General features: G+C 70.6%; 31 protein-coding genes. 24 read left to right on the forward strand and 7 right to left on the reverse strand.

What is annotated here, in order from left to right; genetic code table 11:
• The 4 genes from C1707_RS02970 (at position 1) to C1707_RS02985 (ending at position 5,036) form a co-directional block, all read left to right on the forward strand.
• The gene (locus tag C1707_RS02970) at positions 1–315 is read left to right on the forward strand and encodes a YciI family protein (RefSeq protein ID WP_101711590.1); all 315 of its coding nucleotides are present in this window, start codon (positions 1–3) and stop codon (positions 313–315) included.
• Positions 312–1,541, forward strand: a complete 1,230-nt coding sequence (locus C1707_RS02975; RefSeq protein WP_101711589.1) for an RNA polymerase sigma factor — start codon at positions 312–314, stop codon at positions 1,539–1,541. The genes C1707_RS02970 and C1707_RS02975 overlap by 4 nt, the downstream gene beginning before the upstream one ends.
• 31 nt (positions 1,542–1,572) lie before the next feature.
• The gene (locus C1707_RS02980) at positions 1,573–3,360 is read left to right on the forward strand and encodes a feruloyl-CoA synthase (RefSeq protein ID WP_101711588.1); all 1,788 of its coding nucleotides are present in this window, start codon (positions 1,573–1,575) and stop codon (positions 3,358–3,360) included.
• Between the two features lie 134 nt (positions 3,361–3,494).
• Positions 3,495–5,036 carry an acetolactate synthase large subunit gene (locus C1707_RS02985; RefSeq protein ID WP_101711587.1) on the forward strand — a complete coding sequence of 514 codons (1,542 nt, stop codon included), beginning with the start codon at positions 3,495–3,497 and terminating at the stop codon, positions 5,034–5,036.
• A 181-nt stretch (positions 5,037–5,217) separates the two neighbouring features.
• Here the strand turns inward: C1707_RS02985 and C1707_RS02990 are convergent, their stop codons facing one another.
• Positions 5,218–6,549, reverse strand: a complete 1,332-nt coding sequence (locus tag C1707_RS02990; RefSeq protein WP_101711586.1) for a hypothetical protein — start codon at positions 6,547–6,549, stop codon at positions 5,218–5,220.
• Between the two features lie 151 nt (positions 6,550–6,700).
• On the opposite strand from C1707_RS02990, the gene C1707_RS02995 reads away from it, so the two are divergent.
• From C1707_RS02995 to C1707_RS26945, 6 genes are all read left to right on the forward strand, one after another.
• Positions 6,701–7,780 carry an MBL fold metallo-hydrolase gene (locus C1707_RS02995; protein WP_101711585.1) on the forward strand — a complete coding sequence of 360 codons (1,080 nt, stop codon included), beginning with the start codon at positions 6,701–6,703 and terminating at the stop codon, positions 7,778–7,780.
• Between the two features lie 79 nt (positions 7,781–7,859).
• Positions 7,860–8,321: a MarR family winged helix-turn-helix transcriptional regulator gene (locus C1707_RS03000; RefSeq protein WP_101711584.1), complete on the forward strand. Its 462-nt coding sequence runs from the start codon at positions 7,860–7,862 to the stop codon at positions 8,319–8,321.
• Positions 8,318–9,088 (forward strand): enoyl-CoA hydratase, encoded by a 771-nt coding sequence (locus C1707_RS03005; protein WP_101711583.1) that lies wholly within the window; start codon positions 8,318–8,320, stop codon positions 9,086–9,088. Before C1707_RS03000 ends, C1707_RS03005 begins: the two co-directional genes overlap by 4 nt.
• Positions 9,089–9,143: 55 nt before the next feature.
• Positions 9,144–10,109 (forward strand): SDR family NAD(P)-dependent oxidoreductase, encoded by a 966-nt coding sequence (locus tag C1707_RS03010; protein WP_101711582.1) that lies wholly within the window; start codon positions 9,144–9,146, stop codon positions 10,107–10,109.
• Positions 10,110–10,308: 199 nt separating this feature from the next.
• Positions 10,309–10,518 (forward strand): hypothetical protein, encoded by a 210-nt coding sequence (locus C1707_RS03015; protein WP_164467263.1) that lies wholly within the window; start codon positions 10,309–10,311, stop codon positions 10,516–10,518.
• Between the two features lie 138 nt (positions 10,519–10,656).
• The gene (locus C1707_RS26945; protein WP_276310652.1) at positions 10,657–10,791 is read left to right on the forward strand and encodes a hypothetical protein; all 135 of its coding nucleotides are present in this window, start codon (positions 10,657–10,659) and stop codon (positions 10,789–10,791) included.
• A 474-nt stretch (positions 10,792–11,265) separates the two neighbouring features.
• On the opposite strand, the gene C1707_RS03025 is transcribed toward C1707_RS26945, so the two are convergent.
• Positions 11,266–11,970: a c-type cytochrome gene (locus tag C1707_RS03025; RefSeq protein ID WP_101711580.1), complete on the reverse strand. Its 705-nt coding sequence runs from the start codon at positions 11,968–11,970 to the stop codon at positions 11,266–11,268.
• A gap of 168 nt (positions 11,971–12,138) precedes the next feature.
• Between C1707_RS03025 and C1707_RS03030 the strand changes: the two genes are divergently transcribed.
• Positions 12,139–12,873, forward strand: coding sequence for a 3-deoxy-manno-octulosonate cytidylyltransferase (locus C1707_RS03030; RefSeq protein ID WP_101711579.1), 735 nt, complete (start codon positions 12,139–12,141; stop codon positions 12,871–12,873).
• An 8-nt stretch (positions 12,874–12,881) separates the two neighbouring features.
• The gene (locus tag C1707_RS03035; protein WP_101711578.1) at positions 12,882–13,730 is read left to right on the forward strand and encodes a prephenate dehydratase; all 849 of its coding nucleotides are present in this window, start codon (positions 12,882–12,884) and stop codon (positions 13,728–13,730) included.
• Positions 13,731–13,769: 39 nt separating this feature from the next.
• Here C1707_RS03035 and C1707_RS03040 read toward each other — a convergent pair whose 3' ends face one another.
• Both C1707_RS03040 and C1707_RS03045 read right to left on the reverse strand, forming a co-directional pair.
• Positions 13,770–14,336 (reverse strand): type II toxin-antitoxin system VapC family toxin, encoded by a 567-nt coding sequence (locus tag C1707_RS03040; protein WP_101711577.1) that lies wholly within the window; start codon positions 14,334–14,336, stop codon positions 13,770–13,772.
• Between the two features lies 1 nt (position 14,337).
• Positions 14,338–14,586, reverse strand: a complete 249-nt coding sequence (locus C1707_RS03045; RefSeq protein ID WP_205686816.1) for a hypothetical protein — start codon at positions 14,584–14,586, stop codon at positions 14,338–14,340.
• 190 nt (positions 14,587–14,776) lie between these two features.
• On the opposite strand from C1707_RS03045, the gene C1707_RS03050 reads away from it, so the two are divergent.
• Positions 14,777–16,186 (forward strand): FAD-binding oxidoreductase, encoded by a 1,410-nt coding sequence (locus tag C1707_RS03050; protein ID WP_101711575.1) that lies wholly within the window; start codon positions 14,777–14,779, stop codon positions 16,184–16,186.
• 9 nt (positions 16,187–16,195) lie between these two features.
• Here the strand turns inward: C1707_RS03050 and C1707_RS03055 are convergent, their stop codons facing one another.
• The 3 genes from C1707_RS03055 to C1707_RS03065 all read right to left on the reverse strand — a co-directional run bounded on the left by C1707_RS03055 (position 16,196) and on the right by C1707_RS03065 (position 17,585).
• The gene (locus tag C1707_RS03055) at positions 16,196–16,513 is read right to left on the reverse strand and encodes a hypothetical protein (protein ID WP_101711574.1); all 318 of its coding nucleotides are present in this window, start codon (positions 16,511–16,513) and stop codon (positions 16,196–16,198) included.
• 305 nt (positions 16,514–16,818) lie between these two features.
• On the reverse strand, positions 16,819–17,115 hold the full coding sequence (locus C1707_RS03060; protein ID WP_101711573.1) for a transcriptional regulator: 297 nt from the start codon (positions 17,113–17,115) through the stop codon (positions 16,819–16,821).
• Complete coding sequence (locus tag C1707_RS03065; protein WP_101711572.1) at positions 17,112–17,585, reverse strand: hypothetical protein; 474 nt, start codon at positions 17,583–17,585, stop codon at positions 17,112–17,114. Before C1707_RS03065 ends, C1707_RS03060 begins: the two co-directional genes overlap by 4 nt.
• A gap of 178 nt (positions 17,586–17,763) precedes the next feature.
• Here C1707_RS03065 and C1707_RS03070 point away from each other — a divergent pair, with 178 nt between their 5' ends.
• From C1707_RS03070 to C1707_RS03115, 11 genes are all read left to right on the forward strand, one after another.
• Complete coding sequence (locus tag C1707_RS03070; RefSeq protein ID WP_101711571.1) at positions 17,764–18,915, forward strand: lipase family protein; 1,152 nt, start codon at positions 17,764–17,766, stop codon at positions 18,913–18,915.
• Positions 18,916–18,987: 72 nt separating this feature from the next.
• The gene (locus C1707_RS03075; protein WP_101711570.1) at positions 18,988–19,209 is read left to right on the forward strand and encodes a ParD-like family protein; all 222 of its coding nucleotides are present in this window, start codon (positions 18,988–18,990) and stop codon (positions 19,207–19,209) included.
• The gene (gene map, locus C1707_RS03080; RefSeq protein ID WP_101711569.1) at positions 19,206–19,952 is read left to right on the forward strand and encodes a type I methionyl aminopeptidase; all 747 of its coding nucleotides are present in this window, start codon (positions 19,206–19,208) and stop codon (positions 19,950–19,952) included. Before C1707_RS03075 ends, map begins: the two co-directional genes overlap by 4 nt.
• A 78-nt stretch (positions 19,953–20,030) precedes the next feature.
• Positions 20,031–20,798 carry a peroxide stress protein YaaA gene (yaaA, locus tag C1707_RS03085; RefSeq protein WP_101711568.1) on the forward strand — a complete coding sequence of 256 codons (768 nt, stop codon included), beginning with the start codon at positions 20,031–20,033 and terminating at the stop codon, positions 20,796–20,798.
• A 96-nt stretch (positions 20,799–20,894) separates the two neighbouring features.
• Positions 20,895–21,692, forward strand: coding sequence for a 3-hydroxybutyrate dehydrogenase (locus C1707_RS03090; RefSeq protein WP_101711567.1), 798 nt, complete (start codon positions 20,895–20,897; stop codon positions 21,690–21,692).
• A 35-nt stretch (positions 21,693–21,727) separates the two neighbouring features.
• Positions 21,728–22,789, forward strand: coding sequence for a patatin-like phospholipase family protein (locus C1707_RS03095; protein ID WP_101711566.1), 1,062 nt, complete (start codon positions 21,728–21,730; stop codon positions 22,787–22,789).
• On the forward strand, positions 22,786–23,217 hold the full coding sequence (locus C1707_RS03100; RefSeq protein WP_101711565.1) for an NUDIX hydrolase: 432 nt from the start codon (positions 22,786–22,788) through the stop codon (positions 23,215–23,217). Before C1707_RS03095 ends, C1707_RS03100 begins: the two co-directional genes overlap by 4 nt.
• Before the next feature lie 136 nt (positions 23,218–23,353).
• Positions 23,354–25,333 carry an alkaline phosphatase family protein gene (locus tag C1707_RS26455; protein ID WP_205686817.1) on the forward strand — a complete coding sequence of 660 codons (1,980 nt, stop codon included), beginning with the start codon at positions 23,354–23,356 and terminating at the stop codon, positions 25,331–25,333.
• 110 nt (positions 25,334–25,443) lie between these two features.
• Positions 25,444–25,584, forward strand: a complete 141-nt coding sequence (locus C1707_RS25955) for a hypothetical protein (protein WP_164467264.1) — start codon at positions 25,444–25,446, stop codon at positions 25,582–25,584.
• A 77-nt stretch (positions 25,585–25,661) separates the two neighbouring features.
• Positions 25,662–26,003, forward strand: coding sequence for a hypothetical protein (locus C1707_RS03110; protein WP_101711564.1), 342 nt, complete (start codon positions 25,662–25,664; stop codon positions 26,001–26,003).
• Positions 26,000–26,530: a surface-adhesin E family protein gene (locus tag C1707_RS03115; RefSeq protein ID WP_101711563.1), complete on the forward strand. Its 531-nt coding sequence runs from the start codon at positions 26,000–26,002 to the stop codon at positions 26,528–26,530. The genes C1707_RS03110 and C1707_RS03115 overlap by 4 nt, the downstream gene beginning before the upstream one ends.
• The last annotated feature ends 1 nt before the right edge of the window (position 26,531 follow it).

Below are 26,531 nucleotides of genomic sequence, written 5' to 3' on the forward strand. Positions count from 1 at the left end.
GTGCGCTATGTCCTGCTGATCTACGAGGACGAAGCCGCCTCGTCCTCGCTGGCGCCGGTGCGCAGGACCTTCGCCGCCGCCCTGGCGACGGCCGGGATCCTGCGGGGGCAGGCGGCGCTGAAGCGTCCCGACACCGCCACCACCCTGCGGCGGGACAGCCCCCTGCACGACGGCCCGCACGCCGAGACGGGCGAGCCGCTGGCCGGCCTTTACCTGATCGAGGCCCGCGACCTGGACACCGCCCTGGCCTGGGCCCGCCGCCTGCCGCTGGGCGACGGCGCGGTCGAGGTGCGCCCCCTGGCCGAGGCGGCGTGAACCTCGCGCTTGACCAGGCGGCGCGGCGGTCCGGCGGGCGGATCATCGCCGCCCTGGCCGCCGCGTTCCGCGACCTCGACCTGGCCGAGGACGGTTTCGCCGAAGCCTGCGCTCGCGCCGCCGCCGCCTGGCCCAGGGACGGCGCGCCCCGCGATCCGGCCGCCTGGCTGTACGCGACCGCCCGCCGGTGCGTGCTCGACGTCCTGCGCAAGCGCGTGGTCCGCGGCCGGCTGGCGCCCGACGCGCCCGAGCCTCGCCCCAGCGTGGAGGAGATCATGGCCTCCGACGAGGCGGCGATCCCCGACGAGCGGCTGCGGCTGATCTTCGTCTGCTGCCACCCGGCCGTCGCCGCCGAGGCGCGGGCGGCGCTGACCCTGCGACTGGTCTGCGGCCTGTCGACCGCCGAGATCGCCCGCGCCTTCCTGGTCAGCGAGACGGCGATGCTCCAGCGCCTGACGCGGGCCAAGCGCAAGATCGCCCAGGCCGGCGTAGCCTTCGAGATCCCCGGCCCCCAGGCCTGGCCCGAGCGGCTGGGCGCGGTGCTGTCGACCCTGGAGGTGGCCTACGCCAAGGCCCACGAAGACGCCGCCGGGGCCAGCGCCCACGCCGGCTACGCCCGCGAGATGCTGGACCTGACCGCCGTGCTCGCCGACCTGCTGCCGGACGAACCGGAATGCCTTGGCCTGGCCGCCCTGGTCCGCTTCGCCGAGGCCCGTCGGCCCGCCCGCCTGGACGAGACCGGCGCGATGGTTCCGCTGTCCGAGCAGGACCCGGCCCTGTGGCGCGCGCCGCTGATCGCGCAGGGCGAGGCGCTGCTGCGCCGCGCCGCCGCCCTCGACCGTTCGGGCCCGCGCCAGCTGCAGGCCGCGCTGCATGCGGTGTGGAGCCGGCGCGGGAGCCTGGCCGAGCCGCCGCGCTGGCGCGCGGTGCTGGCGCTGTACGACGGCCTGCTGGCCTTCCGCGACGATCCGGTGGTGCGCCTCAACCGCGCCGTCGCCCTGGCCGAGGTCGCCGGGCCGGGAGCCGCGATGGCCGAACTCGATCGCCTGGACGCGGCACGGCTGGAGGCCTTCGGGCCGTTCCACGCCGTGCGCGCCGACCTGCTGGCCCGGCTGCAGCGGCCCGCCGAGGCCCGCGCCGCCTACGACCGCGCCCTGGCCCTGGATCCCGCCCCGGCCGAACGTCTGTGGCTGGCCCGCCGCCGAACGTCGCTCGGCGAGGATTGAACGGGCGTTTGCGGCGGGACATAACAGGGAGATGGAATCCCTCGACGACGCCCCTTTCCGCGACGCCCGCTACGCCCCGCGCGCCCTGGAGGTCGAACGTCGCGGCGATGCGCTGATCCTGCGCAACCCCATGCCCTATTCCGACGCGATGCGGACCGTCACCGCTCCCCTGGCCCGCTGGGCGGCGCAGACGCCGGACCGCGTGTGGCTGGCCGAGCGGATCGAGGGCCAGGACGGCTGGCGCACGGTCACGTACGGCCAGGCCGCGACGCGCGTCGCCGCCCTGGCCGGCGGTCTGTCGGCGCTGGGCCTGTCGCGCGGCAAGCCGCTGCTGATCCTCGCCCGCAACGGCGTCGACCACGCCTTGATCGCCTACGCCGCCATGAGCCTGGGCGCGCCGGCCGCGCCGGTGTCGCCGCAGTACGGCCTGTCGGGCGCGGATCTCTCGCGCCTGGCCCACGCGGTGGAGCGGTTGCGGCCGGCGGCGGTCTATGTCGACGACGCGGCCGCCTTCGCGCAGGCCCTCGACCACGACTGCCTGGACGGCCTGCCCGTCGTCGCCAGCCGCGACCCGCGCCCCGGCGACCAGCCGTTCGAGGCGCTGCTGTCCAGCCCGCCGGCCGCCGACGTCGCCGCGCCCGACGACGTCGCCAAGCTGCTGCTGACCTCCGGCTCGACCGGGCGGCCCAAGGCGGTGATCTGCACCCACGCCAACATCGCGCTGAACGCCGCCCAGATCGAAGCCTGCTACGCAGATCCCGAGCCGCCGGTGCTGGTCAATTCCGCGCCCTGGAGCCACAGCCTGGGGGCCAACGCGATCCTGCACATGGTGCTGCACAGGGGCGGCACGCTGCACATCGACGCCGGCCAGCCCGTGCCCGGGCGCTTTGCCGAGACCCTGCGCAACCTGCACGAGGTCTCGCCGACCTATCACAACATGGTGCCGGCCGGCTGGGGCCTGCTGGTCGGCGAACTGGAGCGCGACCCGGCGTTGGCGCGGACCTTCTTCGCGCGCGTCCGGGTGCTGCAGTACGGCGGCGCGTCGATGGCCCAGTCGATCCTCGACCGGGTGCAGGCCGTGGCCCTGGCGGTCACCGGCGAGCGCATCACCTTCGCGGCCGGCTACGGCGCCACCGAGACCGGGCCGACGGCCTGCAACATCCACTGGCTGAACGCCCGCTCGGGCATGGTCGGCCTGCCCACGCCCGGCACGGCGGTGAAGCTCGTGCCCGCCGGCGAGAAGCTGGAGATCCGGGTCAGGGGCCCGCAGGTCTCGCCCGGCTATCTCGACCAGCCCGACGCCACCCGCGAGGCCTTCGACGAGGACGGCTTCTATCGCCTGGGCGACGCGGCGCGGCTGGCCGATCCGGAGGATCCGGCCGCCGGCCTCGTCTTCGACGGGCGTCTCGTCGAGAACTTCAAGCTGGCCAGCGGGGCCTTCGTCGCGGCCGGCGCCCTGCGGGTGGCGGCGATCTCGGCCATCGGCGGGGCGGCGTCCGACGCCGTGGTCTGCGGCGAGGGCCGCGACGGCGTCGGCCTGATGCTGTTTCTCGAGCCGAAGACCTGCGAGCGCCTGGGCGGACCGGACGCCGCGCGGGCGGCGGTGCGCTCGGGGCTGGAACGCTTCAACGCCCAGGCCAAGGGCGGAACGGGCAAGGTCGCCCGCGCCCTGATCCTGACCGGCGCGCCCGACGCGGCCAGCGGCGAGCTGACCGACAAGGGCTATATCAACCAGGCCCTGGCCCGCGAACGCCGGCCGCTCGAGCTGGAGCGCCTGTTCGCGGCGGCGCCGGATGGGGACGTGATGGTGTTTGCCTAGGGCAAGGCGATCCTCCCCCATCCGGGGGAGGTGGCCCGGAGGGCCGGAGGGGGAGCACCGCCTTCGGCAGCCTCCTCGGTCGCTCCGCGACAGCTCCCCCGAAAGGGGAGCATCTGAAGTTAGGGAAGAAAACCATGAACGGCGCCGACGCCCTGATCACCACCCTGGCCGACAACGGCGTCACCGCCTGCTTCGCCAATCCGGGCACCAGCGAGATGCAGTTCGTCTCGGCCCTGGACCGCGAGCCGCGCATGCGCTCGATCCTGTGCCTGTTCGAGGGCGTGGCGACGGGGGCGGCCGACGGCTACGGCCGGATCGCCGGCAAGCCGGCCTGCACCCTGCTGCACCTGGGCCCGGGCTACGCCAACGGCGCGGCCAACCTGCACAACGCCCGCCGGGCCTTCACCCCGATCGTCAACGTGGTGGGCGACCACGCCACCTATCACCGTGGCTTCGACGCGCCGCTCAACAGCGACATCGCCGCCCTGGCCGCGCCCAACTCGCTGTGGGTGAAGTCGGCCGAATGCGCCGACAGCGTCGGGCCGCTGGCCGCCGAAGCCATCACCGCGTCCTATGGAACGCCCGGCGGGAACGCCTGCCTGATCCTGCCGGCCGACGCGGCGTGGAACGAGGCCAGCGTGCACGGCGGGACCGCGACGATCCCCGCGCCGGCCGCGCCCGACGCCGAGACGGTCGCCGCCGTCGCCCACGCGGTCAGGGCGGCCAAGGCGCCGGTGCTGCTGCTGGGCTCGGGCGCCTGCCGCGAGGACGGGATCGCCGCCGCCGGCCGCCTGGCGGCCCTGGGGGTGCGGGTGCTGACCGACACCTTCACCGCCCGCCAGGCGCGCGGCGAGGGCCGCTTCCGCCCCGACAAGCTGCCCTATTTCGGCGAGCAGGCCCTGAAGGACCTCGACGGCGCCGACCTGATGGTGCTGGTCGCCACCGAGCGGCCGGTCGCGTTCTTCGCCTATCCCGACCGCCCCAGCGTGCTCGTGCCCGAGCATTGCGGGCTGGAGACCCTGTGCGGCCGCGCGGTCGACGCCGCGGCGGCGCTGAACGCCCTGGCCGACGCCCTGGAGGCGCCCGCCGCCGGTCCCGTCGAACACTATGCTCCGCCGCCCGCGCCGGCCGGCAAGCTGGACGCCTGGGCCATCGGCGCGGCTGTCGCCCGCCACATGCCGGAGGGCGCGATCATCTCGGACGACGCGGTGACCGCCGGCCTGCCGATCTTCACCCAGACCCGCGCGGCCCGCGCCCACGACTGGCTGTCGCTGACCGGCGGCGCCATCGGCCAGGGCATCCCGCTGGCCATCGGCGCGGCGGTGGCGAGGCCGGACGCCAAGGTCCTGGCCCTGACCGGCGACGGGGCGGGCATGTACACCGTGCAGGGCCTGTGGACGATCGCCCGCGAGCGGCTCGACGTCGTCACCGTGGTCTTCGCCAACCACGTCTACCGCATCCTCGGCATCGAGCTGGGGCGCACGGGCGCCGGCGCGGCCGGACCGGCGGCAAGCCGGCTGCTGGACATCGGCGATCCGCGCATCGACTGGGTGGCGGTGTCGCAGGGCCTGGGCGTGCCGGCCGAACGCGTCGACACCGCCGAAGCCTTCGACGCGGCGTTCGCGCGGGCGATGGCGGGCAAGGGACCGCGGCTGATCGAGGCGGCGCTGGGGTAACCCCCTCCGGCCCTCCGGGCCACCTCCCCCAGAGGGGGAGGATCTACCAGCGCCGCGCCAACAAGATGCTCCCCCTCTGGGGGAGCTGTCGCGGAGCGACTGAGGGGGTCTACCCCGACCGCCCAACAAAAAACCCCGCCGGTTCGCACCGGCGGGGTTCTTCGTCAGCGCTCGGAAGCGCTTACTTCTTGATGTTGGTCGGCAGCTTGCAGCCGCCGCCGACGCCCTTGGCCTGCAGGCAGGACAGAAGCTCGTTCGGCTTGGGCGAAGCCTGGTTCAGCGGGTAGGACAGCACCCAGCCCGGCAGGCCGTCGGCGCAGGCCACTTCGACGAAGCCGCTGGTGTCGGTCCGGCCGATGATGCGGGCGCCCGAAACCTGGCAGCCGGCCTTGTTGTAGCTCTTCAGGTCGTCCCACAGGCGCGTGAACTCGACGTCGGCCTTGGTGTAGCTGCAGCGGAAGCCGTTCAGCTCGCCGGTGACGCAGTCGTAGACGCGGTTTTCAGCGGCCGAGAAGATGCCGATGCCGCCCTTCGGCGTGTTCGAGCACTTCAGCTCGACGATTTCCTTCTTGGGATCCTGCGACGGGAACAGGCCGTAGGACTCGACCTTGCAGTCGTAGCCGGCCTTCTTGGCCAGGCTGGTGTAGAGGCCGGCCTGCTCGGTCTTGGCCGCGCGGGTGTCGGTCAGGGTGCACTCGGCGCCGCCCGGAGCGTTGGCGCAGTCGATGGCGCGGACGAAGGCGCCGTTGGCCGTGGCCTGCTGCAGCACGTAGCCCTTGCCGTCCTGGCAGGCGACTTCGAAGTAGTTGTCGGTCTTGGTGGTCAGGATGTAGCGCTTGTCCTTGACCGCGCAGTTGTTCTTGGCGGCGGCGGCCAGGGTGTCGACGACCTGCAGCTGGGTGGCGCGGTCGGTCAGCTTGCACGAGATGTTGCCGGTTTCATCGTACAGCAGGCAGCTGTTGGCCACCGTGCCCTCGACCTTCATCGGCACCGGGATCTGCAGGATGTAGCCCGCGCCGCCGGCGCAGGAGACTTCGAAGAACGAGTTGTTGTTGCCGGTGCCGATGGCGCGGGCGTTCTGCAGGTCGCAGGCCGCGCCGGCCTTGGTCAGGTAGGGCTTCAGGCCCTGCTTGGGATCGGCGTTGCCCGGCAGCAGGCACTTGAGGCCCGATTCCTTGCCGTCGGAGCCCGGCTGGCCGGTCTCGACGCACGAGAAGGCCTGCGGCGCGGCGTCCTTCTTGGCCACCACGGCGAAGCCCATGGCGTCCTGGCAGGCCACTTCGTAGTAGGAGGTGTTCGACTTCTTGTCGGCGCCGATCAGACGGGCGTCCGAGACCTGGCAGGCCACGCCGGCCTGGGTGAGCAGGGGCGGCGCTTCCTTCATACCGGCTTCACGCGACTTGGCGTCGACGGCGGCGGCGGGCTTGGCATCCTTCGGCGCCGCGAAGGCGGCGGCCGGAACGAGCGCGGCGACCGCGAGGGCGGCCGTCAGGCCGATCGCGAATGGCCTCATGTCTGTAGTCTCCTGGGGGTGGATTCCTCGGGGCGGACTTAAGCCCCCCCTTGCATCGAGGGTCAAGATGTCGTCCGACGGGGGCGCAATCATGGCGCGGCTTGACCATGAAAAATGGGCTGGCGAGACGGCCAGAGGGGAGTGAGCGGCGATGAGCGACGGGTTCGAAGAGACATCGGGCGAGGCCGAAGCCCCGCGCCGCCCCCGCTTGGCCTATCCGTTCGAGATCGAGCCCGAGCCCGGCTCGGGCCAGGCGGTCGAGGTCGCGCCGGGCGTGCTTTGGCTGCGCCAGCCGCTGGGCGGATCGCTGGGCTTCATCAACGTCTGGGCGCTGGAGGACGGCGAGGGCTGGGCCATCGTCGACACCGGCATGGCCACCAAGGACACCAGCGCCGCCTGGAAGGCCGCCTTCGCCGGCGCGCTGGAGGGAAAGCCCGTCACCCGTGTCATCGTCACCCACCTGCACCCCGACCACGTCGGACTGGCCGGCTGGCTGACCCGCCGCTTCGACTGCCGCCTCTGGATGACGCGGCTGGAGTACTTCCAGTGCCGGATGCTGGTGGCCGACACCGGCCGCGAGGCGCCCGAGGACGGCGTGCGGTTCTTCCACGCCGCCGGCTGGGACGACGACGCCATCGACAACTACAAGACCCGCTTCGGGGGCTTCGGCCGCGCGGTGCACGCCCTGCCCGACAGCTATCGCCGGATGACCGACGGCGAGACCTTCCGCATCGGCGAGCACGACTGGACGGTGGTCACCGGCCAGGGCCACTCGCCCGACCACGCCTGCCTGTGGAGCCCGTCGCTGGGCCTGCTGATCTCGGGCGACCAGGTGCTGCCCAAGATCTCGTCGAACGTCTCGGTGTTCCCCACCGAGCCAGACGCCGACCCGCTGGCCGACTGGCTGACCTCGCTGGCCAAGGTCAAGGCCGCCGTGCCCGACGAGGCGCTGGTGCTGCCGGCCCACAACGCGCCGTTCCGGGGACTGCACGCCCGCATCGACCAGCTGATCGCCGGGCACGAACGGGGCCTGTCGCGCCTGCGGGGCAAGCTGGAGGAGCCGCGCCGCGCGGTGGATGCCTTCGGCGCCCTGTTCGCCCGCCCGATCGGGCCCGACCTGCTGGGCATGGCCACCGGCGAGGCGCTGGCCCATCTCAACTGCCTGATCGCCCGCGGCCAGGCCGTGCGCGAGGTCGATGGCGACGGCGTGGCCTGGTACCGGGCGGTTTAGTTCCGATGCTCCCCCTGGGGGAGCTGCCAAGCGCAAAACATCCGTTTGATATTTCGCACGCGAAGCATATAATCGCCGCATGTCGCCCCCTCCCGCCCCGCCTCCGGACAGACGCCTCGTCTTCCTGCTCGCCGCCGGCCACCGGCGCGTGCAGCGCTGGATCGAGGCCAGGCTGGCCACCGACGGCGGCGGCCTGACCTCGGCCCAGTCGGGGGTGCTGTTCTATCTGGGCGCCGCCGACGGCGCGCTGATCGGCGAGACGGCCGAGGCCCTGGACCTGGCCCCCTCGGCCATGACCGGCCTTGTCGACCGCATGACCCGCGCGGGCCTGGTCGAGCGCCGGCCCGATCCCAAGGACGGCCGGGCCCTGCGCCTGCACCTCACCGACCATGGCCGCGCCGCCCGCGCGGAGGCCAAGGCCGGTCTCGCCCACCTCAACGCCCACCTCACCGAGGGCTTCACGGACGACGAGATCGCCGTGGTCGCCCGCTGGCTCTCGAGCCTGCAGACCAAGTTCCCCAAAGGAGACGCAACGCCATGACCGACCACGTGAAGATCGACCGTGAGGCCGGCGTTCTGACCATCACCCTGGCGCGTCCCGAGAAGAAGAACGCGCTCAGCAACGCCATGTACGGCGCCCTGGCCGACGCCCTGGAAGGCGCCGAAACCGATCCGGAAATCCGGGTGGTGGTGTTCCAGGCCGACGGCGACAGCTTCAGCGCCGGCAACGACCTGGGCGACTTCGTGGCCCAGGCCACCGGCGCCTTCACCGAGGAGCGCCACGTGTGGCGGTTCCTGAAGGCCCTGGCCAACGCCACCCGGCCGCTGGTCGCCGCCGTCCACGGCCAGGCCGTGGGCGTGGGCACGACCATGCTGCTGCACTGCGACCTGGTGTTCGTGGCCCCCGACGCGCGCCTGACCGTGCCGTTCGTCAACCTGGCCCTGGCGCCGGAGGCCGCGTCGAGCTGGCTGCTGCCGGCCCGCATCGGCCACGCCCGCGCCTACGCCATGTTCGCCCTCGGCGAGGCGGTTGACGGCGCCACCGCCGCCGCCTGGGGCCTGGCCAACGCCGTGGTCCCGGCCGAGGACCTGCGCGCCAGGGCCCGCGCCGCCGCCGACCAGCTGGCCAAGCGTCCACTGGGGGCCCTGACCGTCACCAAGGGCCTGATGCGCGACGCCGAGGCCATCGCCGCCCTGATGGACAAGGAAGGCGCCCTGTTCGCGCAGCGCCTGCAGACCGCCGAGGCCCGCGAAGCCTTCATGGCCTTCGCCGAGCGCCGCGCCCCCGACTTCAGCAAGGCGGGGTAAGGATAGAAGATCCTCCCCCACAGGCGGAGGTTCAAAAACAAAGGGAGAGGAAGCCATGGCCGACCGCATCGTCTCGCCCTTCGGGGCGCGCAGCACCGCCGGCGAGGTCGTCGCCGGCCATGACCTCTCGGGCCGCACCGCCGTGGTCACCGGCGCGGCCACCGGCATCGGCGTCGAGACCGCCCGCGCGCTCGCCCAGGCCGGCGCGCAGGTGGTGATCGCCGCCCGCAAGCCCGACCTGGCCGCCGAGGCGATCGCCGACATCGAGGCCGCGGCCGGCCCCGGAAGCACGAGCTTCGCCATGCTCGACCTTTCCAGCCTGGCCTCGGTGCGCGCGTTCGCGGAGGCCTGGGGCGCGCGGCCGCTGAACCTGCTGATCAACAACGCCGGCGTCATGGCCTGCCCGCTCACCTATACGCAGGACGGGCTGGAGATGCAGATCGGCACGAACCACTTCGGCCACTTCCTGCTGTCGACGCTGCTGGCCGGAAGCCTGGTCGCCGGCGCGCAGGCCTCGGGCGTCGCCTCGCGCCTGGTGTCGCTGTCGTCGATCGGCCATCGCCGCTCGGGCGTGAACTTCGAGGACCCGCACTTCCGTCATCGGCCCTACGACAAGTGGGAGGCCTACGGCCAGACCAAGACCGCCAACAGCCTGTTCGCCGTCGGCTTCGACGCCCGATTCAAGGATCGCGGCGTGCGGGCCAACGCCGTCATGCCCGGCGGCATCATGACTCCGCTGCAGCGCCACCTGCCGATCGAGGAACAGGTCGCCCTCGGCTGGATCGGCGAGGACGGCAAGCCCCGAGACGGCTTCAAGACGCCCGAGCAGGGCGCCGCCACCAGCGTCTGGGCGGCGGTGGGCCCCGAACTCGACGGCGTCGGCGGGCTCTATCTGGAAGACTGCAGGCAGGCCGCGCCCTGGACCAAGGACAGGCCCTGGGCCGGCGTCATGCCGCACGCGCTGGATCCCGAAGCCGCCGAGCGGCTGTGGGGGCTGTCGGAAGCAACAGTCGCCGGGTAGCCCCCAAAGCTCCTCCCCCGTGAAACGGGGGAGGTGGCGCGGCGCCATCGGCGACGTGACGGAGGGGGCGACCGCCGGCACGGCGCCCAGTCTCGCCCCATCCACCACTTCGTGGCCCCCCTCCCCCGTTTCACGGGGAGGAGTAAGCCAGTGCAGCACGTTGAGCAGGAACGCCTTGTTCCGCGAGGCGGTCGGGGCGTTGAAGCCCATCTTGCGCTTCTGCGGTCCGGCGGCCTGGGCGGTGAACATCGCCGCCTCGCCCATCACCACCACCCTCCCCCTGCCAACGATCAAGGCCGCGCCGCGCAGGCGGCCCTCGCCGTCGATGCGGCGGGTCTTGGCGTCGAACTCCCAGGCGACCTCCGGCAGGGCGACGCTCCAGCCGCCCTTCAGGGTCATCAGCGGCTGAGCCTCGGGCGGGGCCACGAACGACGAACCGGTGAAGCTCTGCACCCGGTCGATCCCGCGGGTGATCGCGTGCTCCGACAGCGAACCGTCCTGGCGCTGGAAGAATTCCGGCCCGCCGCCAGTCTTCTGGGCGAAGCCGTTGTCGAAGGAAAAGCCGAAGGCGCGGGCCAGCGGCTCGGCCCCGCCCGGGAACGGCATGTGGTCGGCGATCAGCAGCAGGCCGCCGCCCGCCTCGACCCAGGCCTTCACGGCGGCGACCTCCTCGGGCGTATAGGCGCCCGGCGTGGGCAGCCGCCAGTTCCCCAGGTTCTCGGCCGCCAGGGGATTGGCCACCACCAGCAGGTCGACCTCGGACAGGGCGGCCTGGTCGAACCGCATGCCCAGGCCCGAGACCCGGTAGCCGTCGGCGCGGGCCACCGCCGCGAACGGCGCGTAGCGACCCTCGACGGTGTGGAAGTTGTTGTGTCCCTGGTCGACGGCCAGGCGCGGCCCCTTGCCGGGCGCGAAGGCGGGATTGGCGACCGTGAGATCGGCGGTCGGGTCGGCTTCCTGCTGGCGGGCGTGGACGGTTCCGGCCGCCAAGGCGCCAAGGACCGGAACACCGGCGGCGACGGAAAGCAGAAACTGTCGACGGCGCATGGCGTGGATCCCCCGGGCGGTCGGGGTCACCCTACCGCGCGACCGGGCAAAGAAAAGGCCGCGGAGCGCGAGCCCCGCGGCCTTCTCGTTTCGATCGTCGCGACCGGCCTTACGGCTTGGCGGGCGCGGCGGCGGGCTTGTCGGCGGTCGCCGGAGCCGGGGCGGTCGCCGCGGCCGAGGCCGGAGCGCCGGCGACGGGAGCAGCGGCGCCTTCGGCGGCGGGAGCCGCGGCCGCATCGGCGGCCGGAGCGGCTGCTGCGGCGGGCTTGGGAGCCGGCACCGGCAGGGTCGAGCCCAGGCTGTGCAGGTAGGCGATGACGGCGATGCGGTCTTCCTGCTTCTTCAGGCCCGCGAAGGTCATCTTGGTGCCCGAGATGTACTTGCCCGGGGCCTTCAGGAACTGGTCGACGTGGTCGTAGTCCCAGACGGGGTTCTTGCCGCCGAAGTCGGTCATCGCGCCCGAATAGCCGAAGCCCGGGTGCGTGCCGGGCTTCTTGCCCAGGGTGCCGAAGAGGTTGGGACCGGTGCCGTTCGGACCGCCCGAAGTGAAGGTGTGGCACGAGGCGCACTTGGCCGAGACGGCCTTGCCGGCCTCGATATTGGCGGGCAGCAGCAGCACCGAACCCCAGTCGGGCGGAACCTCGGCGGCCGCAGCGCCCTCGCCGCCGGTGTCTTCCTGGACGGCGATCGCGTAGCCGGGCTTTTCGACTTCGTGCTTCTTGAAGACGATGTCGGACGCCTCGCGAAGACCGAAGATGACCAGACCGGTCAGAAGCACGCCGCCGAAAATCTTGTTGAACGTAAGGTCGCTCATCTCAGCCTTGTCAGCCTCTTTATAGACCCGTCTTGCGTGGACGGAGCCGATTTATGAGCGCGGGTCCCCCCATGGTCTCCCCACGCGCGTGTTGCGCTCCGGTCTCTGACACGCTACCGCCCCGTGCGCAACCCGGGCGAACCGCGTTTCGCCCAACTCCGGTACGCCATGAACCCGATCGTCCTCATCCCCGCCCGCATGGCGGCCACTCGTCTTCCGAACAAGCCGCTGGCCGATATCGGCGGGCTGCCGATGATCGTGCGCGTGCTGCGCCAGGCCCAGGCCGCCGGCATCGGCCCCGTGGCCGTGGCTGCCGGCGATCCCGAGATCGTCGCGGCGGTGGAGGCCGCGGGCGGCCGCGCCGTGCTGACCGATCCGGCCCTGCCCTCGGGTTCGGACCGCATCCTGGCGGCCCTGGCCGTGCTCGACCCGGGCCGCGCCCACGACGTGGTCATCAACCTGCAGGGCGACATGCCGTTCGTGGATCCCGGCGTGCTGGCGGCCTGCGCCGGCCAGCTGGCCGCCCACGCCGACGCCGACATCGCCACCGTGGTCGCGCCCGAGGCTTCGAGCGCCGACCGCGCCAACCCCGACGTGGTCAAGGCCGTGCTGGCCATGGACGCCGGCGAGACGAGCGGCCGCGCGCTCTACTTCACCCGCTCGACGCTCTATGGCGACGCGCCCGTGTGGCGCCACATCGGCATCTACGGTTATCGCCGCGCCGCGCTGGAGGCCTTCAACGCCGCCGCGCCCTCGGCCCTGGAACAGCGCGAGAAGCTGGAGCAGCTGAGGGCCATGGAGCTTGGCCTGACCATCCGCGCCGCCGTCGCCGCCGAGGCCCCGATCTCCGTCGACAATCCTTCCGACCTGCAGGCCGCGCGCGACCACGCCGAAAAGAACTGAAGAGCTAGATGAGCATCCTCAAGAAGATCGCCTTCCAGGGCGAGCCCGGCGCCAACAGCCACGAGGCGTGCCGCACCTACTTCCCCGACTACGAGGCCTATCCCTGCGCCACCTTCGAGGAGGCGTTCGAGGCCATCAAGACCGGCGCGGCCCAGCTGGGCATGATCCCGATCGAGAACTCGATCGCCGGGCGCGTGGCCGACGTCCACCACCTGCTGCCCGCCTCGGGGCTGAAGATCATCGGCGAGCGCTTCAAGCCGATCCGCTTCCAGCTGATGGCCAACAAGGGCGTGACGCTGGATCAGGTGAAGACCGCCGTCTCGATGCCGATCGCGCTTTCGCAGTGCCGCCACAGCCTCAAGCGCCTGGGCCTCTCGACCGAGGGCGCGGGCGACACCGCCGGCGCCGCCAAGGCCCTGGCCCTCAAGCCCGACCCGACCCGCGCCGCCGTCGCCCCGGCCCTGGCCGCCGAGATCTACGGCCTCGAAATCCTGGCGCGCGACATCGAGGACGAGCGCCACAACACCACCCGCTTCCTGGTGATGACCGCCGACCCGGCCCCGCCGGCCCCGTCGTTCACCCACCGCTGCGTGACCAGCTTCGTGTTCCGCGTGCGCAACCTGCCGGCCGCGCTGTTCAAGGCCATGGGCGGCTTCGCCACCAACGGCGTCAACATGACCAAGCTGGAAAGCTACATGGAGAACGGCGCCTTCACGGCCACCTTCTTCTACGCCGAGGTCGACGGCCGCCCCGAGGACCGCAACCTCGCCCTGGCCTTCGACGAGCTGAAGTTCTTCTCCGAGCGCTTCGAGATCCTGGGCGTCTACCCCGCCGACCCGTTCCGCGATCGGGGGTAAGGACGCGACCGCCAGCCGCCATGCGCGGTCCTCGTCCTCTCAAGCCTTCCGGTAGAGCAGCACCCGCCCGGCCGGGACGAGCTGCAGCAGGAGATCGAACTCCCGCACGTTGGCCGTCAGCACGGTAAGGCCAAGCTTCAGCGCCTGCAGGAACAGCACGCTGTCCTGCAAGGCCTTGAGACGGCCGTCGTCGCGATAGCCCTGCAGGCGGCACAGCATTCCGGCGAGCAGGGCGGCGCGCCCCAGCACCTCGGCGTCGGGCTCGAACAGGCGATGGTCGGGCATGGCCTTGATCTGCCGCTCGATGGCCCCGATAACGTCGGCGCTGCGCGGATCCTCGGGGCGCAGCACGCCGACCGTGTGCATCAGTTCCTGGACCGCCACGGTGGAATGGTTGGCCTGCCGGGTCGAGATCAGGCCGCTGACGACGGCGGGCGCGCGGCCCTGCATCCGGTCGATGTAGACGCAGGTGTCCAGCAACAGCGCCGAACCGGCCAGTTCGCCCTCGTCGGCGAAAGGCAGCGCGGCGTCATCGCGGCGGGCCAAGGTGTGACCGGGATCGAAGCGCGCCCAGCGGCGGGCGGCGTCAAAATCGAAGCTCGCCACTTCAGAAGCCCAGCTTCAGGTCCGGATCGACCGTGCCTCCAACCGCTTCGAAGGCCTCGGCGAAACGGTCCTCCAAGGCCAGGCTGGCCAGGGCGAACTCCAGCAGCTCGGTGTCGGTGGCGATGCCGGTATTGGCCTTGGCCTGCTCGATCAGGGCCGCGCTGAGGCGTCCCCCGATGCGGCCGTCCTTGTCGGCCAGAAGGCCAGACCGCTGGGCGCTGTTCATCACCGCTTCGACGCGGGTTTCCACAACGCGGCCCGACCGCTCGCTACGAGCAACCCATCTGCCAGTCGCATGGTTCGGCATCTGAGCGTGTTCTCTCTTGGCCACTTTCGCACCCGTTCGACAAAGTACCATTTTGTTGAACGTACGCCACAAGGGTGAATGACGTAAGCCTCAGCCTTCACCCCTCCCCCGTTCCGCCGTATCCTCGCCGACCATGACCAAGCCCGTTCCCGCCGATGTCGTCTCGCGCCTGAAGTCCGTGCTGGGCGAGGGCGGTTGGAGCCAGGATCCCGAGCGGCTGGCGCCCAAGCTGGTCGAGTGGCGGGGCCGCTGGAAGGGGCAGACGCCGCTGCTGGTCACGCCGCGCACCACCGCCGAAGTCGCCGCCGTCGTGGGGATCTGCGCGGCGGAAGGCGTGGCGATCACCCCCCAGGGCGGCAACACCGGCCTGGTCGCCGGCCAGATCCCGCAGGGCGAGATCCTGCTGTCGACCGAGAAGCTGCGCGCCGTCCGCGACGTCGACGCCCTCGACGACGTCATGGTGCTGGAGGCCGGCGTCACCCTGTACGAGGCCCACCAGCAGGCGGCCGCCGTCGGCCGGCGGTTCACGGTGGGCGTGGCCTCGGAAGGCTCGTGCACCATCGGCGGCCTGATCTCGACCAACGCCGGCGGCACGGCCGTCCTGCGCTACGGCATGATGCGCGAGCAGGTCCTGGGCATCGAGGCCGTGCTTCCCAACGGCGAGATCTGGAACGGCCTCAAGCGCCTGCGCAAGGACAACACCGGCTACGACCTCAAGCAGCTGCTGATCGGGGCCGAGGGCACGCTGGGGATCGTCACCGCCGCGGCGCTGAAGCTGCATGCGCCGCTGGCCTCGCGGGCCGTGGCCATCGTGGGCCTAGCCTCGCCCGCCGACGCCATCCAGCTGCTGGCCCGCGCCAAGGACGAGACCGGCGGCGCGGTCGAGGCCTTCGAGCTGATGGGCCGCCTGGGCTTCGCCCTGACCGTGAAGAACGTGCCCGGCCTGCGCGATCCTCTGCCCACGGAGCATCCCTGGTACGTACTGATCGAGATCGCCAGCGGCGAGCCCGGCGCGGCCGAGGCGGCGCTGGAGCGCCTGCTGGCCGGGGCGCTGGAAGGCGGCCTGATCGCCGACGCCGCCGTGGCCCAGACCCAGAGCCAGATGAAGGACTTCTGGCACATCCGCGAGGGCCACTCGGCCGGCCAGAAGCCGGAAGGCGCGGTGTGGAAGCACGACGTTTCCGTGCCCGTCTCCAAGATCCCCGACTTCATCGGCCAGGCCGACGCGGCGATCGCCAGGGCCTTCCCCGGAACCCGCATCGTCGCCTTCGGCCACGTGGGCGACGGCAACGTCCACTACGACGTGCTGAAAGCCCCGGGCGGCGACGACGACGCCCATGACGCCGCGCGCGAGGCCGGCGCCCGCATCGTCCACGACATCGCCGCCGGCTTCCATGGCTCGATCAGCGCCGAGCATGGCCTGGGCGCGATGAAGTCGGCCGAGGCCCTGGCCTACAAGGACCACGTCGAGGTCGCCGCCCTGCGCGCCATCCGCGCCGCGCTCGATCCCCAGCGGATCATGAACCCGCGCGTGCTGTTCTAGCCAGCGCCCCTAGCTGGCGTCGGCCTGCACGGCCTTGGCCTTGCGGCGAGCGAAGTAGACGGCGATCAGCGACAGCACCGCGCCGGCCGGGAAGGTCGACTTCAGGAAGCCGCCGGCCTGGCCCGGGCCCAGGATGTTGACCGCGAAGGGCACGAAGCCCCACTGGCCGGTGGACGGCTGCATCCAGAAGGCGCCGACGCCGACGAAACACAGCACCGCCCAGATGAGGCGCAGCTTCAGGGCCTTGGTGCGGGCCACGAAATATAGGGCCACGATCATCGGCAGCGGCCAGGCCAGGGCGGCCGCGAGGGCGAGGGTCTCGTTCATGCCGTCATTCCTAGAGCGCGTTGGGCGAAAGTGTGAGCGGTTTCGCCGACTGACGCGCCCTAAATGTTTGATTTAGAGCCTTTTTAGACGCCTCACATGATTCCATGCGAGGCTAAGGTTCTAGGGACCAGCGCGGGAAAGGAAAGCCGCTGTCGCCAACGGCGGGATCTCAGCCGAGCCCGCCGCCCACCGATATCCCTGGCGCAAATCCCAGGACGAACATGGACAGGAAGACCAGGGTCGGCCGCACGAGCGGACCACGGACGCGCCACAGCGCAAAGGCTTGGGATAGAGGGCAGAGCACTTCAAGCCTCCGGCACGCCGGCCATCATCGCCTTCAGCGCCGCCAGGTGCCCCTTCAGCGCCTTGCGGCCGGCGCCGGTCAGGGAGGTCCAGGTGCGCACCCGGCCGTCGGACGGGCTCTTGCTGACCGTCAGGTAACCGGCCTCCTCCAGCGTCTTGATGTGCTTGGAGAGCACCGACTCCGAGACGTCGAGCGCTTCGCGCAAGGTGGCGAAGTCTATGGTGCTGACGCCGGCCAGCATGCAGCAGATCTGCAGGCGGTTGGGGGCGTGGATCACCGCGTCGAGATTGCCGCTCACAGGGCGCCGCCGTCGCGCAGGTCGCGCCGGAAAGCGGCTTCCCAGACAAAACCACCGGCAGTGACGATCGCTGCGACGACGGCGCCGAGGATGAACGGCGCGGCGGTCAGGCCGTGCTCACGCACCAGCAGGGCCGCGCCCAGGATGGCGAGCGAGGTCATGACCGCCAGCCCGACGGCGATCCAGCGCGTGCGGCCGGCGCGATAGCCGCTGACCCAAAGGCCCGTGCGGCGCTTGTATGCCTTGACCAGCAGCAGCAGGCCGACCGCGAACACGGCGTAGGCGCCCAGCGTCAGCGGAACCGCCTGGCCCTGCACCGCCACCACCGCGCCGACCAGCAGGCCGAGCGCCGGGTGATACCAGACAGGCGCGCGGGCGCGGCGCGCGAGGTCGGCGTTGGCGGCCTCGAGTTCGGCCAGCATGCGGGCGGCGTCGGCAGGACCGATCGGCGGGGTCTGGGCGGGGCTCATGGGCGCTTCCTTACTTTCCATACCGGAAAGCTAGCCGTGACTTTCCGAGTCGGCAAGTGAAAACTTTCCACGATGGAAAGTCACGACGCGCGTCGTCTTGTGCTGCCGGTCACATCTTGAGGTTGACGCCGTGCTAGGGTCGCCCCGACGCTCAGCCCCCCAACCATCGGAGGCGACCATGCCCCAGACGCCCGCGACCAGCCTGACCTTGCAGCAGCAAGCCTTCTGCCTGTCGTGGCTGTCGAACGCCGCCTCCGACAAGGTCGACACCCTGTCCAATCTGGAAGACCACGTGCGCCAGTCGGTGCAGGCCTTCCTGACGGGCAACGCCGGCCGGATCGCCGACTGGTCGATCGCCTGGGGCCCGGTCGCGTCGAGCCACGAGGGATCCGATCCGACCGCCCTCTACTACGCCGACAACATGCTGTACGCGGCCAGCGCTTCGGTGGACGGCGCGCCCTGCCTGGTCGTGGCCATGGCCGGCACCAACGAGGACGACGCCTACGACTGGCTGGCCGAAGACTTCTCGATCGTCCGCCAGATCGACTGGCCCTACGGCAACGGCGGTTTCGACGGCGCGCCCGCGGCCAAGATCTCGCACGCCACGGCCACCGGGGTCGCGGCCCTGCTGGCCCTGGCCGATCCCGAGGCCGGCGGCATCCAGGCCTTCGTCGCCGGCTGGACCAAGGCCAATCCCGGCGGGACGGTGATCTTCACCGGCCCCAGCCTGGGCGGCGCCCTGTCGCCCAGCCTGGCCATGGCCACCGTGGGCCAGAACGGCGGCCCGTTCGCCGACACCACGCTGCTGACCCTGCCCAGCGCCGGCCCGACGCCGGGCGATCCCGACTTCGCCGCACTGTACGCCCACTTCTTCCCGGCGCCCGCCCCGGGCTCGGCCCAAGCCGGTCCCGTGCCGTTCAACACCGATCTGGTCAACGTCCACGACGTCGTGCCCACAGCCTGGAACGACGTGAAGCTGACGGGCTTCTTCACCAACACCGGCGACATAGCCTTCAAGCTGTCGATGGACGCCCTGCTGGCCTCGCTGGACGGCCTGGCCGACGGTCTGCTGGCCTTCAAGACCTACACCCCGATCGCTCACCAGACCTTCGCGGCCGATCCGCCGGACGTCGACTACGACAGTCTGCAGGGCTATTTCGGCCTGATCGTCGCCAATCACCTGGCCGCCTATCCCACCTATGTCGGCGTCGACGACGCCCTGACCGACACGACGGCGGCGATGACGCGGGCCACGCTGCGGCAGGTGCAGACCCACGCCAAGCGCCTGACGGCGGCGGCCCGGTCGCAGGGCGCGCCCCCGGCCGCCTGACCCGCCCCCCTTGCGGGGCGCCTTGTCCGACCATATAAGACATATACGAAACGTATATGCGAGAGCGAAGCCATGGGCATCGTCAACATCGAGGACGAGCTGCACGAACAGCTGCGCCGGGCCAGCAAGGCCTCGTACCGGTCGATCAACGGCCAGGCGGCGTTCTGGATCAGGATCGGCATGCTCAGCGAGCTGAACCCGGGCCTGACCTTCCAGGAACTGGTGGCCCGCGAGCTCAGGGAGGCCGGCGTCGACGCCCCCGATCCCGCCAGCCAGGCGCCCGCCGGCGCATGACGATCGACAACGAAGACCAGCTCGACAAGCTGCGGACGGTCGGCGCCCTGGTGGCCCGCACCCTCACGGCCATGGGAGCGGCGCTGGAGCCGGGCATGACCACCCGCGAGCTGGACGACCTCGGCCGCGCCCTGCTCGAGAAGGACGGCGCCCGCTCGGCGCCGGAACTGACCTACGACTTCCCCGGCGCGACTTGCATCTCGGTGGGTCCCGACTGCGCCCACGGCATCCCCGGCGACACGGTGATCAAGGCCGGCGACCTGATCAACATCGACGTCTCGGCCGAGCTGGACGGCTATTTCGGCGACACCGGCGCCAGTTTTTCCGTGCCGCCGACGACCAGGCGCGTCGAGCGCCTGTGCCGCGACGGCCGCCGGGCGATGTGGGCCGGGATCCGGGCCGTCAGGCCGGGCGGTCGCCTCAACGAGGTGGGCCGCCAGATCGAGGCCTTCGCCACGAAGAACGGCTACAGCCTCGTGCGCAACCTCGCCAGCCACGGCGTCGGCCGCTCGCTGCACGACGCGCCCAAGGAAATCCCCACCTGGCACGAGCCGCGCGACCGCCGGGTGATCACCGAGGGCCTGGTCTTCACCATCGAGCCGTTCCTGTCGCTGGGCGCCGACTGGGTCGAGGAGCAGGACGACGGCTGGACGCTGCGCCCGCCCAAGGGCCAGCCGACGGTGCAGTACGAGCACACGCTCGTGGCCACCCGCAACGGACCGCTGGTGCTGACCTTGGCTTGAGGCCGCGCGGTCCCTTACGGGCCCGCCGCGCGCCGCCGCCGCTGGCGAAGCGGGACCAAAGCCTCTATCTGCACCCCCATGCTGATGGTCATCTCTCCCGCCAAGTCGCTAGACTTCACCGCCCCGGATCAGGTCCTGCCCCTGACCACCCCGGCCCTGAAGCCGCAGATCGCGGAACTGGCCAAGGTCACCCGCAAGCTGACGGCGGCCGACCTGCGCCGGCTGATGCACATCTCCGAGAAGCTGGCCGACCTGAACCGCGAGCGCTTCCAGCACTTCGACCCCGAGGTCGAAGACGGTCTCCAGGCGGTGATCGCCTTCAACGGCGACGTCTATGCCGGCCTGGCCGCCCGCGAACTGGACCGCCCGGCGCTGGAATGGGCGCAGGGCAGCCTGCGCATCCTGTCGGGCCTCTATGGCGTGCTGCGGCCGCTGGACGCCCTGCAGCCCTACCGCCTGGAGATGGGCACCCGCCTGAAGACCAAGCGCGGCGCCAACCTCTACGACTTCTGGGGCGAGACCATCGCCAAGACCCTCAACGAGGCCGCCGCCGATCACCCCGACCCGACGCTGGTGAACCTGGCCAGCCAGGAATATTTCGGCGCCGTCGACGCCAAGGCCCTGAAGCTGCCGGTCGTCACCTGCCACTTCAAGGAAGAGAAGGCCGGGACGATGAAGGTGCTGGGCTTCTATGCCAAGAAGGCCCGCGGCCGCATGGCCCGCTACGCCATCGAGGGCCGCGTCGAGAAGGCCGCGGACCTGAAGGCCTTCGACCTGGACGGCTACCGCTTCCGTCCCGAGCTCTCGACCGACGCCGACTGGGTTTTCGCTCGCCCGCAGCCCTGAATTCATCTATCGATGAATTTATAAGCGCTCGCTCTTCGCGATAGCGAGCTATATGCTGCAATGCAGCAAGTCGGGCAGGACAGCAGGAGCGCGCCGATGGCCGTGGATTTCGGGTTGCAGGGTCAGGTCGCCATCGTCACGGGCTCGACCAGCGGCATCGGCCATGCGCTCGCCGACGCCATGGCCGCGCAAGGCGTCAACATCGTGCTCAACGGCCTGGGCGAGATGAACGCCATCGAGCGCACCCGCGCCGAGATGGCCGAGAAACACGGCGTCGAGGTGCTGTACCACGGCGCCGACATGACCAAGCCGGTCGAGATCGCCGACATGGTGCGCGCCGCCAAGGCCGAGTTCGGCGAGCTGGACATCCTGGTCAACAACGCCGGCGTCCAGCACGTGGCGCCGGTCGACGAGTTTCCCGACGACAAGTGGGACCTGATCATCGCCATCAACCTGTCGTCGGCGTTCCACGCCGCCAAGGCGGCGATCCCGATCATGAAGGAGCAGGGGCGCGGGCGGATCGTCAACATCGCTTCGGCGCATGGGCTGGTGGCCTCGCCCTACAAGTCGGCCTACGTGGCCGCCAAGCACGGCATCCTGGGCCTGACCAAGACCATCGCGCTGGAAGTGGCCCAGCAGGGGATCACCTGCAACGCCATCTGCCCGGGCTTCGTGAAGACCCCGCTGGTCGAGGCCCAGATCGCCGACCAGGCCAAGGCCCGCGGCATCAGCGAGGAGGCGGTCATGAAGGACGTGATCCTGGCCGCCCAGCCGACCAAGCAGTTCGTCACCGTCGAGCAGCTGGCCGGCCAGCTGCTGTACCTGGTCAGCGATCTGGGGGCCTCGGCCAACGGCGCGGCCTTCACCGTCGACGGCGGCTGGACCGCGCAGTAGGACCCCAGACGAGGACCAAGCCCCGAGGCCGCCCCATGCCCATCGCGCCGCTGAAGAGGAAGCCCAAGGGGCCGCGCCCGATCAGCCTGGCGCTGCAGGGCGGCGGGGCGCACGGCGCCTTCGAGTGGGGCGTCATCGACCGGCTGCTGGAAGAAGAGGGTCTGGAGATCCAGGCCATCACCGCCGCCTCGGCCGGGGCGATGAACGCGGTCGCCTACACCTCGGGCCTGATCGCCGGCGGCCGCGACGGGGCGAGGGCCGCGCTCGACGACTTCTGGAAGCAGGTCAACCGCAACGGCGGCCGCAACGTCTTCGGCGACACCAGCATCTGGACCAGCGCGTTCGGCGGCGCCGCCGACTGGATCAAGAACACCCCCGGCTGGCGGATGGCCGAGACGTGGGCCTTGTCGCTCAGCCCCTACGAGTTCAATCCCTTCAACCTGAACCCGCTGCACGACATCCTCGACGAGACGATCGACTTCGCCGCCCTGCGCGAGCGCTCGCCGGTCAAGCTGTACATCGCCGCCACGGCCGTGCGGACCAGCAAGGCCAAGGTGTTCCGCGAGACCGAGTTGACCGCCCGCCACGTGATGGCCAGCGCCTGCCTGCCGCAGGTGTTCCAGGCGGTCGAGATCGACGGCGAGCCCTACTGGGACGGCGGCTTCCTGGCCAATCCGCCGCTGTGGCCGCTGTTCTATGATCAGACCCCGGACGACATCCTGCTGGTCAGCCTCAATCCCTTCGTCCGCGACGAGACCCCCAAGAGCCCGGGCGAGATCATGGACCGCCTGAACGAGATCACCTTCAACGCGGCGTTGTCCTCGGAGCTTCGCGCCATCGGCTTCGTGCAGAAGCTGCTCGACGAAGGCCTCTTGAAAGACAATGCCCGGGGGCGCTATCGGCGCATGCTCGTTCACGCCATCAAGGCCGACGGGCCGCTGGCCGACCTGTCGCTGGCGTCGAAGTTCAATACCGAGTGGAGCTTCCTGACCGACCTCAAGGCCCGTGGGCGCAAGGCGGCGGAAGACTGGCTCGGCGAGTGCATGTCCCAGGTGGGCGAGCGCTCGACGGTGGATCTGAAGTCTGGTTTCGCATGATTACCCCCCTCCCCTCGCCCTCTCCCACCGCCGGCGTCATCTGCCTGCGGGGACGCGAGGTGCTGCTGATCAAGCGGGGCACGCCCCCCCGCCTGGGCCAATGGAGCCTGCCGGGCGGCCGCATCGAGTTCGGCGAGACGGCCGAGGCCGCCGCCCTGCGCGAACTGCGGGAGGAGACGGGGGTGGAGGCTCGGCTTCTGGGCCTCATTGACGTGGTCGACGGGGTCTTCACCTCGCGCGAGACCGGCGAGACCACCCGTCACTTCGTGATGTTCGACTACGCCGCCGAATGGACGGGCGGCGAGCCCCGCGCCGGCGACGACGCCGCCGACGCCCGCTTCTTCACCCGCGAGGAAGCCATGGCCGCCGTCGAATGGGACCTGACCCGCCAGGTCATCGAGCAGACCTACGCGCTGTTCCGGCGATAAGGCGCCGCACGTTGGGCGCAAGTAATAATCGCACAAAGAAAAATACTATTTGAGGTTGCTGCGCGACCCTTGCGGGCCCGATGCTTCGCCTGGCCTGGCCACGCCCTGACGGCGACCGGCCCAAGGGGAGGCATCGATGTCCACCAAACGTTCCTGCCAGATCTACATCCAGAGCAACGTCGGCGATCAGGCCATCGTCACGCTGTGGCACAAGAACTCCGATTACGGCGTGACCAGCCAGACCTGGACCGTTCCGCCGAACGGCAAGGTCGGCCCGATGACCGTGTTCTTCAACACCGGTCTCGGCTCGCTGACCGTGCAAGACTACTGGGCCGTCAAGCTGGTGGTCGAGAGCGGCACGGCCCAGGGCGTGTTCCACAGCGTCGGCTCGGACAACTGGACGAAATGCCAGCTGCAGACGCCCGACGCCGGCCAGTCGATCACCCTCACCGTCGACACCAGCACGCTGGACATCCCGCTGCCGTCGGGCGGCGCGTCGACGCAGATGCAGCTGACCTCGCCCCTGGCCCAGGTCGACAACGTCTTCGTGCTGATGCTGGAGAACCACTCGTTCGACAACGTCTTCGCCTTCTCCGGGATCGACGGGATCATCGGCTCGTCGACCCAGAACATGAACGAATACAACAATAAGCAGTACTTTTGCGCGTCACCGGCCCCGACTGCCATGCCCACGGATCCAGGGCATGAGTTCGCCGACGTCTACGAGCAGCTGTGCGGCGAGGGCAAGGTGCATACCCCCTGGGCGAGCTACAGCGCCCAGCCGCTCACGGCGTCGGGCTATGTCGCCAACTACGCCACCAGCCTCACCGAGCTCAAGGACAACAACCCCGCCTACCTGCCCACGCCGGACGAGTACGGCGACATCATGCTGTGCTTCGACACGCCTAACGACCTGCCGGTGATCTACCAACTGGCCACCGAGTTCGCGGTCTGCAACCAATGGTTCTCGTCGCTGCCCGGCCCGACCTGGCCCAACCGCTTCTTCGTGCACGGCGCCTCTTCGGGCGGCTGGACCAACTCGCCGGGCAAGGCGGACATGGCCAAGTGGGAAACGGTCAGCGGCTTCACCTATCCCAGCGGCGCCTCGATCTTCGACCGGCTGAACACCGCCCACATGAACTGGCGGATCTATGTCGACGAAACCGGCAACGCCCTGGGCGGCATTCCGCAGGTGTCGGCCCTGAAGGGCGTCACCTTCAAGATCGACACCGAGGACTTCAGCGACTTCGCCAGCGACCTGCTCGGGCCCTACCCGTATCCCTACACCTTCATCGAGCCGAACTACGGCGACATCGCCGGCGGCACCTATGTGGGCGGCTCCTCGCAGCACCCGATGGACTCGATGGCGCGCGGCGAGGCCCTGATCAAGGCGACCTACGAGGCGATCCGCAATTCGCCGGGCTGGGAGCGCAGCCTGCTGATCGTCACCTATGACGAGCACGGCGGCTTCCACGACGCGATCCCGCCCATTCCCGCGCCGCCGCCGAACGACGGCTCGCCGCAGGATTCGACGATCAACACCGGCGGCTTCCTGTTCGACAACTACGGCGTGCGCGTGCCGGCCGTCATCGTCTCGCCGCTGATCCCCAAGGCGACCGTGAGCAACACCCGCTACGACCACGCCTCGGTTCCAGCCACGGTGGAGCACTTGTGGGGCCTGCCGTACATGACCGCCCGCGACCAGCAGGCCAACCCCGTGCTGCCCCTGCTGTCGCTGTCTTCCGCGCGCACGGACTGCCCGACGACGCTGAACGGACCGGCGCCCGGGGCGGTCGCCGCCTCGATCGCCCCGGCCCCGATGCCCGCCGAGGTCGCCGCCCAGCCCCTGCCCGAAAGCGGCAACACGATCGGCTTCCTGCACGTCATGGCCAAGACCGACCTGGCCCTGGCGCACGGCGACCGCGACGCCGGCGCGGCCATTCAGGCCCGTGTCGCGGCGATCGACACCCGAGGCGAGGCCGAAGCCTATATCGCCGAGGTGATGGCCAAGGCGGCGGCGGCCCGGGCGACCACCGAACAGGCGAAGGCCACGGCCGACACTTTCGCCTCCAGCAAGCCGCCCGAGACGAATTCTGGACCCGAAAGTCCAGAATAAGCCCTTGAATTTTAGGGACTTGCCGAACCGAAACTTCGGTGAGACGCTTTCCTCGCAACCGGCAGCCTCGACGTCAGAGCGCGGCGCCGGTTCACGAGGAAACGAGAGAGATGACCCCGCAAGACATCGTGGGCCTGACCCCGCCGCGCGGACTTCTGGCGATGATCGCGCTGATGCTGTCGGCCATGGCCGCCTGTTTCTGGACCCCCGAACTGGACCCCGAGCGCATCCTCGACGACGAGCGCCGCTAGCTCGAAAACCAGCGGTTGATGAAATCCCGTCCGTTGGTCTAGGCTCCTGTCGTCCTGACGGAACCCTGGGGGGAAACATGCGGACGTTCAGCCAGACGCGCGCCGGCGTGCGCGCCGTCATCGCCGCGACGACAGCCGCCGCGATCTTCGCCTTCGCCGGCATGGCGGCGGCCCAGAACCAGGCCGGCACGACCACGGTCAATTCACCGCGCTCCTGCTCGTCGTCGAGCGTCGGTCATTGCCTGGGCTGTTCGATCTCTTGCCCGGCCAGCAGGATCGCGATCTGCAGGGCCGGCAACTCCCACCCGCAGTTCGGGTGCACGGTCATTCCCAGCTGCGTATGCGAGAAGCCGGACGACAAGGTGGCGTTCCTGCGTCCAGCCCCGCGCCTGTTCTCGCCGGCGCCGGCCGCCCGATGAGGTTCGCCGCGCGGCTTACGGGCCTGGCCGGCGCGCTGGGCCTTTCGCTAGCGGCCGGCCCCGCCGCCGCCGTGGACCCGCTCGACGCCGATCCGCCCAGCGCGACGCAGCTATTGTCCTGGGTGCGCACCAACATCGGCGTCACGGGCTGGGCCTTCGCCGGCGGCAACATCGACCAGAAGCGCGCGATGTTCGTCTATCTGGGTCTGTTCGACGACGCCGGCTATCCGGATCTGATCCGTGTCTGGGTCCGGGGCGAGCGCTATGTTCCGCGCTGGGACTCCAACTCGTACATGGTCCGCACCGAGATCAACTGCCGCACCCCGCAATCGCGCCAGTTGCAGGGGATCTACTACAAGGACAACAACCTCGGCGGCGAGGTCGTCTACCGCCTGGACCAGATGCCCGAGTACCAGTGGTCGGAGCCCATGCCGATGTCGAGCGGCGAGGCCATCATCGGTACGGCCTGCGCCGTGGCCGCGGCCCGGCGGGGCGCGCCGCTGATGCTGCCCATTCAGCAGCCCTGAC

It is taken from the genome of Caulobacter flavus (assembly GCF_003722335.1).
Lineage (GTDB): Bacteria > Pseudomonadota > Alphaproteobacteria > Caulobacterales > Caulobacteraceae > Caulobacter > Caulobacter flavus.